Raw genomic sequence first — 12,029 nt, 5'->3', positions numbered from 1 at the left:
GCAAGCGTACGAATGTGCGGGTATCATGCGATACCGCTGCCGCCTGACGACCCAACTAGTTGGAATAATCCGCTTCGACATGATACCCAAGCAATATGAAGTGGCTGAAGGTATGGCGAAGGTGGTTCAAGCGGCGGTTTGGCTACGCCCGGCTGGCGTGTCTTGCGCTGCTGGTCGCTTTCGCCGCGTTGCGGGTTCTTGATCCGGCCCCCGTCGAGGAGCTCAGGGTCCGGACCTTCGACACCTTCCAGCGCTTCGATCCCCGCACGAAAGCCGCCAGGCCGGTCACCATCGTCGATATCGACGACAAGAGCATGGAAAAGCTCGGGCAGTGGCCGTGGCCGCGCACCCGGATCGCCGATCTCGTCACCGAACTGACGCGGCTCGGCGCCGTCGTGATCGCGTTCGACGCGGTGTTCTCGGAGCCGGATCGCCTCAACCCAAATATTGCGGCCGACACGTTCCGCAATCTCGACGAGGTAACCCGCGAGAGACTGCGCGCGCTGCCGAGCAACGACCGGATTTTCGCCGATGCCATCAGGGCCTCGCGCGTGGTGCTCGGTGAATCCGGGCTGCCGGAGGAAATCGCAGCCCTCGACAAGACGCTGCCGGTAACCGGGCTCGCGATGATGGGCGAGGAGCCGCAGCCCTTCATGTTGGATTTTCCGGGCCTGCTGCGCAATGTGCCGGAGCTGGAACATGCCGCCGCCGGACGCGGGCTGTTCACGATCCGGCCCGAACGCGACGGCATCGTGCGGCGGGTACCGATGATCATGCAGGCGCAGGGCCAGACGATGCCGTCGCTGAGCTTCGAAATGCTGCGGGTCGCGACCGGCTCGGGCACGATCCTGATCAAGGCCGAGAAGGCCGGCATCAAGAGCGTCGGCATAAGAGGTCTGCAGATTCCGACCGACAACAACGGCCAGTTCTGGGTTCACTATGCCCGCAACGATGCCTCGATCTATGTTCCGGCGATCAACGTGCTGGAGAAGAATGTCGCGCCGGACATGATCGCCGGCAAGCTGGTGTTGATCGGCACCTCGGCGGTCGGCCTCAACGACATCAAGACCACGCCGGTTTCGGGCGCCATGCCCGGCGTCGAGATCCATGCCCAGGTGCTGGAGAGCGCATTGACGGGCGCGGTGATCACGCAACCGATCTATGGCATCGCCATCGAGTTCACCGCCGCGCTGCTGTTCGGGCTTCTGGTGATCGCGTTTGCGCCCGCGTTCGGGCCGGTCACGCTGGTTGGGCTGGGCGCGGTGTTCGCGACCGCCCTGGTCGGTACGTCCTGGTACTTCTACACCCAGCACCGTCTGCTGATCGACTTCACCTATCCCCTGATGTCGACCACGGCGATCTATCTGACGTTGATCTTCTCCAGCTTCGTGCGCGAACAGGCGCAGCGGAAGCAGATTCGCGGCGCGTTTGCGCAGTATATGTCGCCGGTGCTGGTCGAACAGCTGGCGCAGTCGCCGGAGAAGCTCGTGCTCGGCGGCGAGGAGCGCGAGATGACGATCATGTTCTCCGACGTCCGCGGTTTCACCACGATCTCGGAATCCTACAAGCGCGATCCGCAGGGACTGACGGCCCTGATGAACCGCTTCCTGACGCCGCTGACCAACGCGATCCTGGCGCGCAAGGGGTACATCGACAAATACATGGGCGACGCCATCATGGCGTTCTGGAATGCGCCGCTCGACGATCCTCAACATGAGATCAATGCTTGCGAGGCCGCGATCGACATGCTGGAGCGGATCGACGAGCTCAACAAGATTCGCGAACAGGAAGCGGAACATGGTGGTCACGCCTACATTCCGATCAATGTCGGTATCGGTCTGAACACCGGCATCGGCGTTGTCGGGAATATGGGCTCCGACCTCAAGTTCAATTATTCCGTGCTCGGCGACAGCGTCAACCTGGCCTCGCGGCTGGAAGGGCAATCCAAGGAATACGGATTCCCGATCATCGTCGGCTCCAAGACTGCGATGGCGGCGAAGAACAAATTCGCCATCCTCGAACTCGACTTCATCATGGTGAAGGGCAAGAAGGAGCCGGAGGTGATCTATGCCATCGCCGGCCGCGAGGACACCGCGCAATCCGGCCGTTTTCAGCGGCTGCGCAATCTGACCATCGAGATGCTGGCTTGCTACCGCGCACGCGACTGGGAAGGCGCGCTCGCCGCGATCGAACGCGGCCGCCGCACCGACGAGGCGAATTCGCTGGAGCGGCTCTATAATCTCTACGAAGCGCGGATCCGCGGCTACATCGAAAACCCGCCGCCGGAAGACTGGAGCGGCGCCTTCGCGCTGCTGACGAAGTGACGCGTCTCGTGCGTCATTCCGGAGCGATGCGCAGCATCGAATCCGGAATCTCGAGATTCCCCGATGCGCAATTGCGCATCTGAGGTCCGGCGCTGGCACGCCGTCCCGGAATGACGTTGTTGGGCGGCCCGACGCCTCACTCCAGCCCGATCTGCGTCAGGTCCTGGAACCAGTGCTGCGCCTGCACGAACTTTTTCACTTTCGGCGACAGCGCATGCGGATTGGTATCGTGCACGACCCACACCAGCACCGCATCATCAACGATCAGCGCATGCGCCTGCGCCAGCAGTTCGTCCTGTTTGGCGGTGTCGAACGTCTGCTTGGCCTCGTCGATCAGCGCGTCGACCTTCGGGTTCTTGTAGCCGCCCCAGTTGACGCCGACCGGCGCGATCTGGCCGGAATGGAAGAAGCGCACGATGGCGTAGAGCGGATCGGAGGTGACGTAGGCGACGTTGTTGGCGGTGATGCCGGCATTCATCTCGTCGGCCGCGCCCTTGCGCCAGTGCGTATAGAGTGTCTCAAGCTCGACCACCTTGAAGTCGATCTCGATGCCGATTTCCTTGAAACTCTGCTGCAGGAATTCGTTCATCGGCAGCGACAGCATCTGTCCGGTGCCACCTTGCGCGATGATGAAGGTGGTCTTCAGCGGCTTCTCCTTCGAATAGCCGGCTTCCTGCACCAGCTTTTTGGCCTCGGCGAGATCGTACTTGATGTCGAAGCTGGGCTTGCCGAACCACGGGCTCGACGGATCGACCTGGCCCTTGGCGGGCTTGGCCAGACCGTTCATCAGGCCGACCACCGCATCGCGATCGATCGCGAGGTTGAGCGCCTTGCGCAGGCGCACGTCGGTCCAGGGCGAGCCGGGCAGCACGCTGAGGTGATAGTTCCAGACATGCGGGGTGATGTTGTCGACGATCTTCATCCCGGCCGATTTGAGCTGCGGCACCGCGTCCGGCGCCGGCGTTTCGATCAAGTCGACCTGGCCCGCCAAGAGTGCGTTGGTGCGGGTCAGTGCTTCCGGCATCGGAATCAGGATCAGTCTATCGGTCTTCGGAATCCGCTTCTTGTTCCAGTAGTCCTCGTTCTTGGTGAGCTCGGCGAGTTCGCGCGGCACCAGCTTGGTCAGTTTGAACGGGCCGGTGCCGGAGGGCTGGCTGGCGAACTTGTCCCAGTCCTTGCCGAGCTTTTCATATTGCGCGGGGCTGGAGACCAGGAACCAGAGCATCTGGTAGGGGAAGAACGAGTCGACGGTCTTGGTCGTGATCTCGACGGTGTCGTCGTCGATCTTGGCGTAGCTGGCGACCGAGGGCAGGCGGGTCTTCACCTGCGCGCTCTGGCGCTTGTCGAATTGCGGTGCCTTGTCGTTCAGCACCTTGTCCAGATTCCAGATCACTGCATCGGCGTTGAACTCGCTGCCGTCATGAAACTTGACTCCCTTGCGCAACGTAAAGCGCCATTTGGTCTTGTCCTTGTCGTCGACCTTCCATTCGGTCGCTAAGCCCGGCACCAGTTTGCCGGGCCGATCGGCGACGTCCATTTCCCAGGCCACCAGCGGGTCGTAGATCGTGTAGGCGGTGAACTGATAGGCGCCGGCGCCGCGGTCGGGCTGTCCCGTGGTCAGCGGGATGTCGGCCATCGAGATGCCGTAGCGCACCACGGATTCGGCGTGCGCGGCCTTGGCCGGCAGGCCGATGCCGACGGCCAGCGCCACGGCAGCGAAAAGCATCGTTTTTGGGGTGCGCATGGATCAAACTCCGTTGAAAGTATTCGAAATACCTAATGCCAACGAAGCAAGGTTGATGCCAGAATAGGCACCTCGTCCCGTTCTGCAAGCGGGGTCACATAGGGTTGTGCGACCAAATGGCCAATCGGAGCAAAATCTCCTCCCTTGGCACAGGCGTTGCATAGTTTTGCATAAGAATTAATCATCGAAGTCGAGAAGGGATTGCTGAAATGCGTATCGTAAGTTCGAAAAAGGCCGTGTCGGCGTGGATGCTGGCGACCGCCCTGGTGGTGGGATTGCCGCAACTGGCCTCGGCCGAATCCGTGTTGCGGATCGGCATGACGGCCGCCGATATTCCGCGCACACTCGGCCAGCCCGACCAGGGATTTGAGGGCAACCGCTTCACCGGCCTCACGATGTATGACGCGCTGACGATGTGGGACCTGTCCTCGGCCGACAAGGCGAGCGTCATGATTCCCGGCCTCGCCACCGAATGGAAGGTGGACGACGCCGACAAGAAGAAGTGGACCTTCAAGCTTCGTCCCGGCGTCACCTTCCACGACGGTTCGCCGTTCAACGCCGACGCCGTGGTCTGGAATGTCGACAAGGTGCTGAAGCAGGATGCGCCGCAATTCGACGCCAGCCAGGTCGGCGTCACCGCCTCGCGCATGCCCACCCTGGCCTCCGCGCGCAAGATCGACGACATGACGGTGGAGTTGATCACCAAGGAGCCGGATAGCTTCCTGCCGATCAACCTCACCAACCTGTTCATGGCGTCTCCGGCGAAATGGCAGAAGCTGTTCGACGCCGCCGAAGGCGCCGATGCCAAGGCAAAATCGCAGGCCGCCTGGGCCGCGTTTGCCAAGGATGCTTCGGGCACCGGCCCCTGGAAGATGTCCGCCTTCACGCCGCGTGAGCGGCTCGAACTGGTCAAGAACGCCAACTACTGGGACAAGGCGCGCGTCCCCAAGGTCGACAAGATGGTGCTACTGCCGATGCCGGAGGCCAACGCCCGTACCGCGGCGCTGTTGTCCGGCCAGGTCGACTGGGTCGAGGCGCCGGCACCCGACGCGGTTGCCGAAATCAAGCAGCGCGGCTTCGTGATCCAGTCCAACGAGGAGCCGCATGTCTGGCCGTGGCAGTTCTCCCGCGTCGAGGGCTCGCCCTGGAACGACATCCGGGTTCGCAAGGCCGCCAATCTCTGTGTCGATCGCGAAGGGCTCAAAGATGGGTTGCTCGCCGGCCTGATGGTGCCCGCGACCGGCACGTTCGAGCCCGGCCATCCCTGGCGCGGCAATCCGACGTTCCAGATCAAGTACGACAAGCCGGCCGCACAGAAGCTGATGCAGGAAGCCGGCTTCGGCCCGACCAAGAAGCTCACGGTCAAGATCCAGACCTCGGCGTCCGGCTCCGGCCAGATGCTGCCGCTGCCGATGAACGAATATTTGCAGCAGGCGCTGGCGGAATGTTACTTCGACGTCCAGCTCGACGTCATCGAATGGAACACGCTGTTCACCAACTGGCGACGCGGCGTCAAGGATCCCAGCGCCAACGGCGCCAACGCCACCAACGTCACCTATGCGGCGATGGATCCGTTCTTCGCCATGGTGCGCTTCCTGCAGTCGTCGATGGCGCCACCGGTCTCGAACAATTGGGGTTTCATCAACAATCCCAAGTTCGACGAACTGGTGACCAAAGCGCGCCAGACCTTCGACCCTGCGGCGCGTGACGCGGCGCTCGCCGAACTGCATGCGGCCTCGGTGGACGATGCAGCATTCCTCTATGTCGCCCATGACGTCGCGCCACGCGCGATGAGCCCGAAGATCAAGGGCTTCGTGCAGCCGAAGAGCTGGTTCGTCGACTTCTCGCCGGTGTCGATCGCACCGTAACGCTGGCGTCTAGTTCTTTCTCCGTCATGCCCGGGCTTGACCCGGGCATCCACGCCTTTCTTGCTTGTGGCCAAGACGTGGATGGCCGGGATAAGCCCGGCCATGACGACGCAAAAGTCATGTCGAGAAGGCACCTTCTCCCACAAGGGGAGAAGGGAAGAAGAAGGTGATCCGTGCTCGTCTATATCGTCCGGCGTATCGTCTACGTTATCCCGATCGTGATCAGCGTGGCGCTGGTGTGCTTCCTGCTGGTGCACATCACGCCCGGCGATCCGCTGGTCGCGGTGCTGCCGGCGGATGCGTCGCAGGAACTGGCGGCGCAACTGCGCACGGCCTACGGTTTCGACCGTCCGCTGCCGGTGCAGTTCGGGCTCTGGCTGTGGCGCGCGGTGCATGGCGATCTCGGCAACTCCATCGCCACCGGCCGCGCGGTGCTGACGGAAGTGCTGCGCGCGGTCGGTAATACCGTGACCTTGGCGATTGCCGCCGCCTTGATCGGCTTCACGCTCGGCCTGTTCTTCGGGCTGATCGCCGGCTACTTCCGCGACACCTGGATCGACAAGGTCGCCACTTCAATTGCGATCGCCGGCGTCTCGGTGCCGCATTACTGGCTCGGCATGGTGCTGGTCATCATCTTCTCGGTGCAGCTCAACTGGTTGCCCGCGGTCGGCGCCGGTCCCGGCGGCTCCGGTTCGTGGGCCTGGGACTGGGAACACCTGCGCTATCTGGTACTGCCCGCGATCACGACCTCGGTGATCCCGATGGGGATCGTCACCCGCACCGTGCGGGCGCTGACCGGCGATATCCTCAGCCAGGATTTCGTCGAGGCGTTGCGCGCCAAGGGCCTGCGCGAGACCGATGTGTTCCGTCACGTCATCAAGAACGCGGCGCCGACGGCGCTGGCGGTGATGGGGCTGCAACTCGGTTACATGCTCGGCGGCTCGATCCTGATCGAGACGGTGTTTTCGTGGCCGGGCTCGGGCCTGCTGCTCAATTCGGCGATCTTCCAGCGTGACCTGCCGCTGCTGCAGGGCACGATCCTGGTGCTGGCACTGTTCTTCGTCGCTCTCAATCTGCTGGTCGATATCGCGCAAGCCTCGATCGATCCGCGTATCAAGCGAAGTTAAAACAATGAAGTTCTGCCCATGAGCGTGATGTCAGATACCGCCCTGCAGGCCGCGCCCGCCACCAAGGCGCGCGGCTATTGGGCCACCGTCGGCCGCCGTATCGCCAGGGACAAGGTCAGCATGGCCTGCGCCCTGATTCTGGCGCTGATCTTCCTCTCCGCGCTGTGCGCGCCGTGGCTTGGTCTCGCCGATCCCTATGCCGGTTCAATGATCCGCAGGCTTCGCCATATCGGCACGCCGAATTATCCGCTCGGCACCGACGAACTCGGCCGCGACATGCTGGCGCGGCTGATCTATGGCGGGCGGCTGTCGCTGGTCATCGGCATCCTGCCCGTGATCCTCGCTTTCATGATCGGGACGTCCTTGGGGCTCGTCGCCGGCTATGTCGGCGGCAAGCTCAACACCGCGATCATGCGCACGGTGGACGTGTTCTACGCGTTCCCATCGGTGCTGCTGGCGATCGCGATATCAGGCGCGCTCGGCGCCGGCATCGTCAACTCCATCGTGTCGCTGACCATCGTGTTCGTGCCGCAGATCACCCGGGTTGCCGAAAGCGTCACGACAGGCGTGCGCAACATGGATTTCGTCGAGGCCGCGCGCGCCTCGGGCGCCGGCGCCTTCACCATCATGCGCGTGCACATGCTTGGCAATGTGCTCGGCCCGATCTTCGTCTATGCCACCGGGCTGATTTCGGTGTCGATGATCCTCGCCGCCGGCCTGTCGTTCCTCGGCTTGGGAACAAAACCGCCGGAGCCGGAATGGGGGTTGATGCTCAACACGCTGCGCACCGCGATCTATGTCAATCCGTGGGTGGCGGCGCTGCCCGGCGTCATGATCTTCGCGGTGTCGATCTGCTTCAATCTGCTCAGCGACGGCATGCGGAGTGCCATGGACATCAGGAACTGAACCGATGCAGGAACTTATTTGATGAACGATACCACCCCATCGGTCGAACCGCTGCAGCCGATCGAGGATATCGGCGGCGCCGCGCAGCCGCTGTTGCAGGTCCGCGGTTTGACAAAACATTTCCCGGTGCGCGGCGACCTGTTCACCGCGCGTAAGACCGTGCGCGCGGTGGATAATGTGTCGTTTGCCATCGCCAAGGGCGAAACCGTAGGCATTGTCGGCGAATCCGGCTGCGGCAAGTCGACCACGGCGCGGCTTTTGATGCACCTGATGAAGCGCGATGCCGGCGATATCGTCTATGACGGCATGCAGGTCGGCCGTGCGCTGTCACTTCGCGAGTTGCGCCGCGGCATGCAGATGGTGTTTCAGGACAGCTATGCCTCGCTCAATCCGCGCCTCACCGTCGAGGAATCGATCGCGTTCGGCCCCAAGGTTCACGGCATGGCGGATCATGCCGCGCGCGTGCTGGCCCGCGAGCTGCTGGGCAAGGTCGGCTTGCGGCCGGAAAATTTCGCCAACCGCTATCCGCACGAGATTTCCGGCGGCCAGCGCCAGCGCGTCAATATCGCGCGTGCGCTGGCGCTATCGCCGCGGCTCGTGATCCTCGACGAGGCGGTCTCGGCGCTCGACAAGTCGGTCGAGGCCCAGGTGCTCAACCTGCTCGCCGATCTCAAGCGCGAATTCGGCCTGACTTACCTGTTCATCAGTCACGACCTCAACGTGGTGCGCTACATCTCGGACCGGGTGCTGGTGATGTATCTCGGCGAAGTCGTCGAGCTCGGCCCGGTCGACAAGGTCTGGGATACGCCTGCGCATCCTTATACGCGGGCGCTGCTGGCGGCGATGCCGTCGTCCGATCCGGACAAGCGCACGGAGACGCCGCCGATTTCGGGCGATCCGCCCAATCCGATCGACCCGCCGTCCGGCTGCCGGTTTCACACCCGCTGTCCGTTTGCGGAGCCGCTCTGCGCAAATGCGACACCAAAACTCTCAGACCTCGATACAATGGGTCACCAAGCGGCGTGCTATATGGCCATTCCAGGCTCGGGGCACAGCCGCGCACCGGCCAAAGAAAACAATAGGGGAGCCAACGCCGCATGACGAAACCCGGTCCTAGAGAAGTGATGGCGATCACCACGACCGCGGGCGTGCCCGTGGACAACGAAGCCGCCGCGCGCATCGCCAATTCCATTGGTCCTGCTTTCGACGGCTTTGCGGCCGTGGCCGGCACGCTGCCGTTCGATCTCGAACCCGCGAGCTACCTGCTGGTAAGGAATGCCGAGGTGTCGAAGTGAACAAGCACAGCACCGAACCGGCCTTGATGTCGCTCGTCGCGGTCGCCAGGGCGATTGCCGACAAGAAGTTTTCCTCGCGCGAGGTGACGCAGTCCTGCCTGAACCGGATCGCGGAGTGGCAACCGCGTCTCAACGCCTTCATGGCAATCGAGGCGGATACCGCGCTCGCCGCTGCCGATACCGCCGATGCCGCGCTTGCCAAGGGCAACAGCCACGGCGTGCTGCATGGTGTTCCGCTGGCGCACAAGGACATGTATTACGACGCCGGCAAGGTCGTGACCTGCGGTTCAAAAATCCGTCGAGACTTTGTCGCGACGACGACCTCGACCGTGTTGCAGCGGCTCAAGGACGTCGGCACGATCCGCCTCGGCTCATTGCAGATGGTCGAATTCGCCTACGGCCCGACCGGCCATAATGTGCATTACGGCGCGGTGCATAATCCCTGGAATGTCGACCACATCACCGGCGGCTCATCGTCCGGCTCGGGCTCGGCGGTGGCGGCCCGGCTGACCTTTGCGGCGCTGGGATCGGATACCGGCGGCTCGATCCGGATGCCCGCGCATTTCTGCGGCGTCACCGGCCTGAAGACCACGGTCGGCCGCGTCAGCCGCGCCGGCGCGATGCCGCTGTCGCAATCGCTCGATACCGTCGGCCCGCTGGCACAGAGTGTGGAAGACTGCGCGCTGCTGACCGGACTGATGGCGGGGGCGGACCCAGAGGATCTCACGGCATCGACGCGGCCGGTGCCGGACTACATGGCGTCCACCAAGGGCTCGATCAAGGGCCTCCGGATCGGCGTGCCTACCGCGTTCTATGTCGATGATCTCGATGCGGAAGTGGCGCGGGTGCTCGACGACACCATCGCCACCCTCAAGAAAGAGGGCGCCGAGATCGTCAAGGTCGAATTACCGGACCAGCGCCAGCTCACCGCCGCTTGCCAGCTCGTGCTCGCGACCGAAGCCGCCGCGTTCCACAAAAGATGGCTGATCGAACGGCCGCAGGATTACGGCGCGCAGGTCCTGATGCGGCTGCAGAACGGGCTCGCGATCCCGGCCGTTTCCTATCTCGAGGCGATGCGCTGGCGCGGCCCGGCGCTCGCGGCGTACCTCGCCGCCGTTGCCGGCACCGACGCGGTACTGGCGCCGGTGGCGCCGATGCCGGCGCCGACCATTGCCGAAAGCGATGTCGGCAACAGCATCGATGCGGAAGCCGTGATCCAGCGCATCACCAAGTTCACCCGCCCGATCAATTATCTCGGCCTGCCGTCGCTTTCGATCCCCACCGGCTTCACCAAGGCCGGTCTGCCGGTCGGTATGCAGCTGGTCGGCCGCGCGTTCGATGAGGCGATGCTGGTCCGCATTGGTGCTGCGTTCCAGCGCGCGACCGATTTCCACGCACGGGTGCCAAAGCTGTCATGACCCATCTCGTCGAGATCGATCACCTCAACATTCGCTTCACCGGCGAGCGCACGGTGCATGCCGTCAACGATCTCTCGTTGACGCTCGGCGAGGGCGAGGTGCTCGGCCTGCTCGGCGAATCCGGCTCCGGCAAGAGCGTGACGCTGCGCGCGTTGATGCGGCTGTTGCCGCGGAAACGCACGCAGATCTCGGGACGCGTGAACGTGCTCGGCCGCGACGTGCTGGCGCTTAACGATGAGGAATTGTCTGATTTCCGCGGCCAGACCGTCTCGATGATCTTTCAGGAGCCCGCGCTGGCGCTCGATCCGGTCTACACTATCGGCAGGCAGATCGCGGAAAGCGTGATCCGCCACGAAGGCAAGAGCGAGCGCGACGCGATGGCGCGGGCGCTGGAAATGCTCGAAGTGGTGCGGATTCCCTCCGCCAAACGCCGGCTCGATGCCTATCCGCACGAAATGTCCGGCGGCATGCGGCAGCGTGCCATGATCGCGCTGGCGCTGGCGTGCAAGCCAAAAATCCTTCTCGCCGACGAGCCGACCACGGCGCTGGATGCGACCGTGCAGATCCAGATCCTGCTGCTATTGCGCGAACTGCAGCGCGAATTCGGCATGTCCGTCATCTTCGTGACACATGACATTGGTGTGGCGATCGAAATCTGCGATCGTGTCGCGGTCATGTATGCCGGCCAGATCGTGGAGCAGGGCACGCTCAGCCAGATCGTGCGCTCGCCGGTTCATCCCTATCCGAGGGGATTGCTGGCTTCGACCGTCCACGGCGCCAAACGGGGGCAACGGCTGGGGACCATCCCGGGGACGCCGCCCTCGCTCGATCGTGCACCGTCGAGTTGCTCGTTCGCGCCGCGTTGCAGCCTGGCGCAGCCGCGCTGCACCGAGCGGTTGCCGCCCAATGTAGCGATATCCTCGGGCCACACCGCGCGCTGCGTGCTGGCGGAGCCGGCGGCTGCCGTTGCTGCGACGTAGATAGGGTTTAGCCCCCGAGCCCCGGATCGGCCCAGCGTTCGATCTGGGAAGGCCCGATCACCTGCTTGGGTTGATGGGGATTGAGCGTGCCTGCGTTCGCGATCCAGCCCTTGGCCAGGATCTGCATCGCAAACAGCTTGGCATCGATTTCCGATTTGAAAGTGCGGGTGGTGCGAACCAAGCTGGTCGCGTCTTCGTCCGTTTTGTCCGGACCAAAAGTGACATACCAAATATCGCCATGCGCCATGTCGAAGTAACGCCGGTCGGAGGAAAAAGTTTCACGTCGTCCGGAACGGACACGTTGCGAAAAGATTATGGGTCGTCACATCGATCGATTGTGGATAAGGTATCATATGGTGCCGGGATG

General features: G+C 63.3%; 10 protein-coding genes. 8 read left to right on the top strand and 2 right to left on the bottom strand.

Annotation, left to right across the window (positions count from 1 at the left end):
* The first annotated feature begins 95 nt into the window (after window positions 1–95).
* Window positions 96–2,324 (top strand): CHASE2 domain-containing protein, encoded by a 2,229-nt coding sequence (locus FFI89_RS32160; protein ID WP_138831476.1) that lies wholly within the window; start codon window positions 96–98, stop codon window positions 2,322–2,324.
* 136 nt (window positions 2,325–2,460) lie between these two features.
* On the opposite strand, the gene FFI89_RS32155 is transcribed toward FFI89_RS32160, so the two are convergent.
* A complete protein-coding gene (locus FFI89_RS32155) occupies window positions 2,461–4,068 on the bottom strand; it encodes an ABC transporter substrate-binding protein (RefSeq protein WP_138831475.1) in 1,608 nt (535 codons plus the stop codon).
* Window positions 4,069–4,316: 248 nt separating this feature from the next.
* Between FFI89_RS32155 and FFI89_RS32150 the strand changes: the two genes are divergently transcribed.
* From FFI89_RS32150 to FFI89_RS32120, 7 genes are all read left to right on the top strand, one after another.
* Window positions 4,317–5,936 (top strand): ABC transporter substrate-binding protein, encoded by a 1,620-nt coding sequence (locus FFI89_RS32150; RefSeq protein WP_246669560.1) that lies wholly within the window; start codon window positions 4,317–4,319, stop codon window positions 5,934–5,936.
* 173 nt (window positions 5,937–6,109) lie between these two features.
* Window positions 6,110–7,063 carry an ABC transporter permease gene (locus tag FFI89_RS32145; protein WP_138831473.1) on the top strand — a complete coding sequence of 318 codons (954 nt, stop codon included), beginning with the start codon at window positions 6,110–6,112 and terminating at the stop codon, window positions 7,061–7,063.
* A gap of 27 nt (window positions 7,064–7,090) precedes the next feature.
* A complete protein-coding gene (locus tag FFI89_RS32140; protein ID WP_168213202.1) occupies window positions 7,091–7,969 on the top strand; it encodes an ABC transporter permease in 879 nt (292 codons plus the stop codon).
* Between the two features lie 21 nt (window positions 7,970–7,990).
* Window positions 7,991–9,070 (top strand): ABC transporter ATP-binding protein, encoded by a 1,080-nt coding sequence (locus FFI89_RS32135; RefSeq protein ID WP_138831471.1) that lies wholly within the window; start codon window positions 7,991–7,993, stop codon window positions 9,068–9,070.
* Window positions 9,067–9,264, top strand: coding sequence for a hypothetical protein (locus tag FFI89_RS32130; protein ID WP_138831470.1), 198 nt, complete (start codon window positions 9,067–9,069; stop codon window positions 9,262–9,264). Before FFI89_RS32135 ends, FFI89_RS32130 begins: the two co-directional genes overlap by 4 nt.
* 26 nt (window positions 9,265–9,290) lie before the next feature.
* The gene (locus FFI89_RS32125) at window positions 9,291–10,682 is read left to right on the top strand and encodes an amidase (RefSeq protein ID WP_138835904.1); all 1,392 of its coding nucleotides are present in this window, start codon (window positions 9,291–9,293) and stop codon (window positions 10,680–10,682) included.
* Window positions 10,679–11,662 carry an ABC transporter ATP-binding protein gene (locus FFI89_RS32120; RefSeq protein ID WP_138831469.1) on the top strand — a complete coding sequence of 328 codons (984 nt, stop codon included), beginning with the start codon at window positions 10,679–10,681 and terminating at the stop codon, window positions 11,660–11,662. Before FFI89_RS32125 ends, FFI89_RS32120 begins: the two co-directional genes overlap by 4 nt.
* Window positions 11,663–11,669: 7 nt before the next feature.
* Here FFI89_RS32120 and FFI89_RS32115 read toward each other — a convergent pair whose 3' ends face one another.
* A complete protein-coding gene (locus tag FFI89_RS32115) occupies window positions 11,670–11,909 on the bottom strand; it encodes a hypothetical protein (RefSeq protein WP_138831468.1) in 240 nt (79 codons plus the stop codon).
* Window positions 11,910–12,029: the final 120 nt, after the last annotated feature.

Origin of the sequence: Bradyrhizobium sp. KBS0727, from assembly GCF_005937885.2 — a bacterium.
Taxonomy (GTDB): Bacteria; Pseudomonadota; Alphaproteobacteria; order Rhizobiales; family Xanthobacteraceae; genus Bradyrhizobium.
Note: the sequence above shows the minus strand (reverse complement) of the source record. Positions and strands in the feature narration are given on the sequence as shown.

What these genes read in the sequence shown, in the direction of transcription:
- FFI89_RS32160 (WP_138831476.1), top strand. Translation starts at nt 96, where the DNA reads ATGAAGTGGCTGAAGGTATGGCGAAGGTGGTTCAAGCGGCGGTTTGGC.
- FFI89_RS32155 (WP_138831475.1), bottom strand. Translation starts at nt 4,068, where the DNA reads ATGCGCACCCCAAAAACGATGCTTTTCGCTGCCGTGGCGCTGGCCGTC.
- FFI89_RS32150 (WP_246669560.1), top strand. Translation starts at nt 4,317, where the DNA reads ATGCTGGCGACCGCCCTGGTGGTGGGATTGCCGCAACTGGCCTCGGCC.
- FFI89_RS32140 (WP_168213202.1), top strand. Translation starts at nt 7,091, where the DNA reads ATGTCAGATACCGCCCTGCAGGCCGCGCCCGCCACCAAGGCGCGCGGC.
- FFI89_RS32135 (WP_138831471.1), top strand. Translation starts at nt 7,991, where the DNA reads ATGAACGATACCACCCCATCGGTCGAACCGCTGCAGCCGATCGAGGAT.
- FFI89_RS32130 (WP_138831470.1), top strand. Translation starts at nt 9,067, where the DNA reads ATGACGAAACCCGGTCCTAGAGAAGTGATGGCGATCACCACGACCGCG.
- FFI89_RS32125 (WP_138835904.1), top strand. Translation starts at nt 9,291, where the DNA reads ATGTCGCTCGTCGCGGTCGCCAGGGCGATTGCCGACAAGAAGTTTTCC.
- FFI89_RS32120 (WP_138831469.1), top strand. Translation starts at nt 10,679, where the DNA reads ATGACCCATCTCGTCGAGATCGATCACCTCAACATTCGCTTCACCGGC.
- FFI89_RS32115 (WP_138831468.1), bottom strand. Translation starts at nt 11,909, where the DNA reads ATGGCGCATGGCGATATTTGGTATGTCACTTTTGGTCCGGACAAAACG.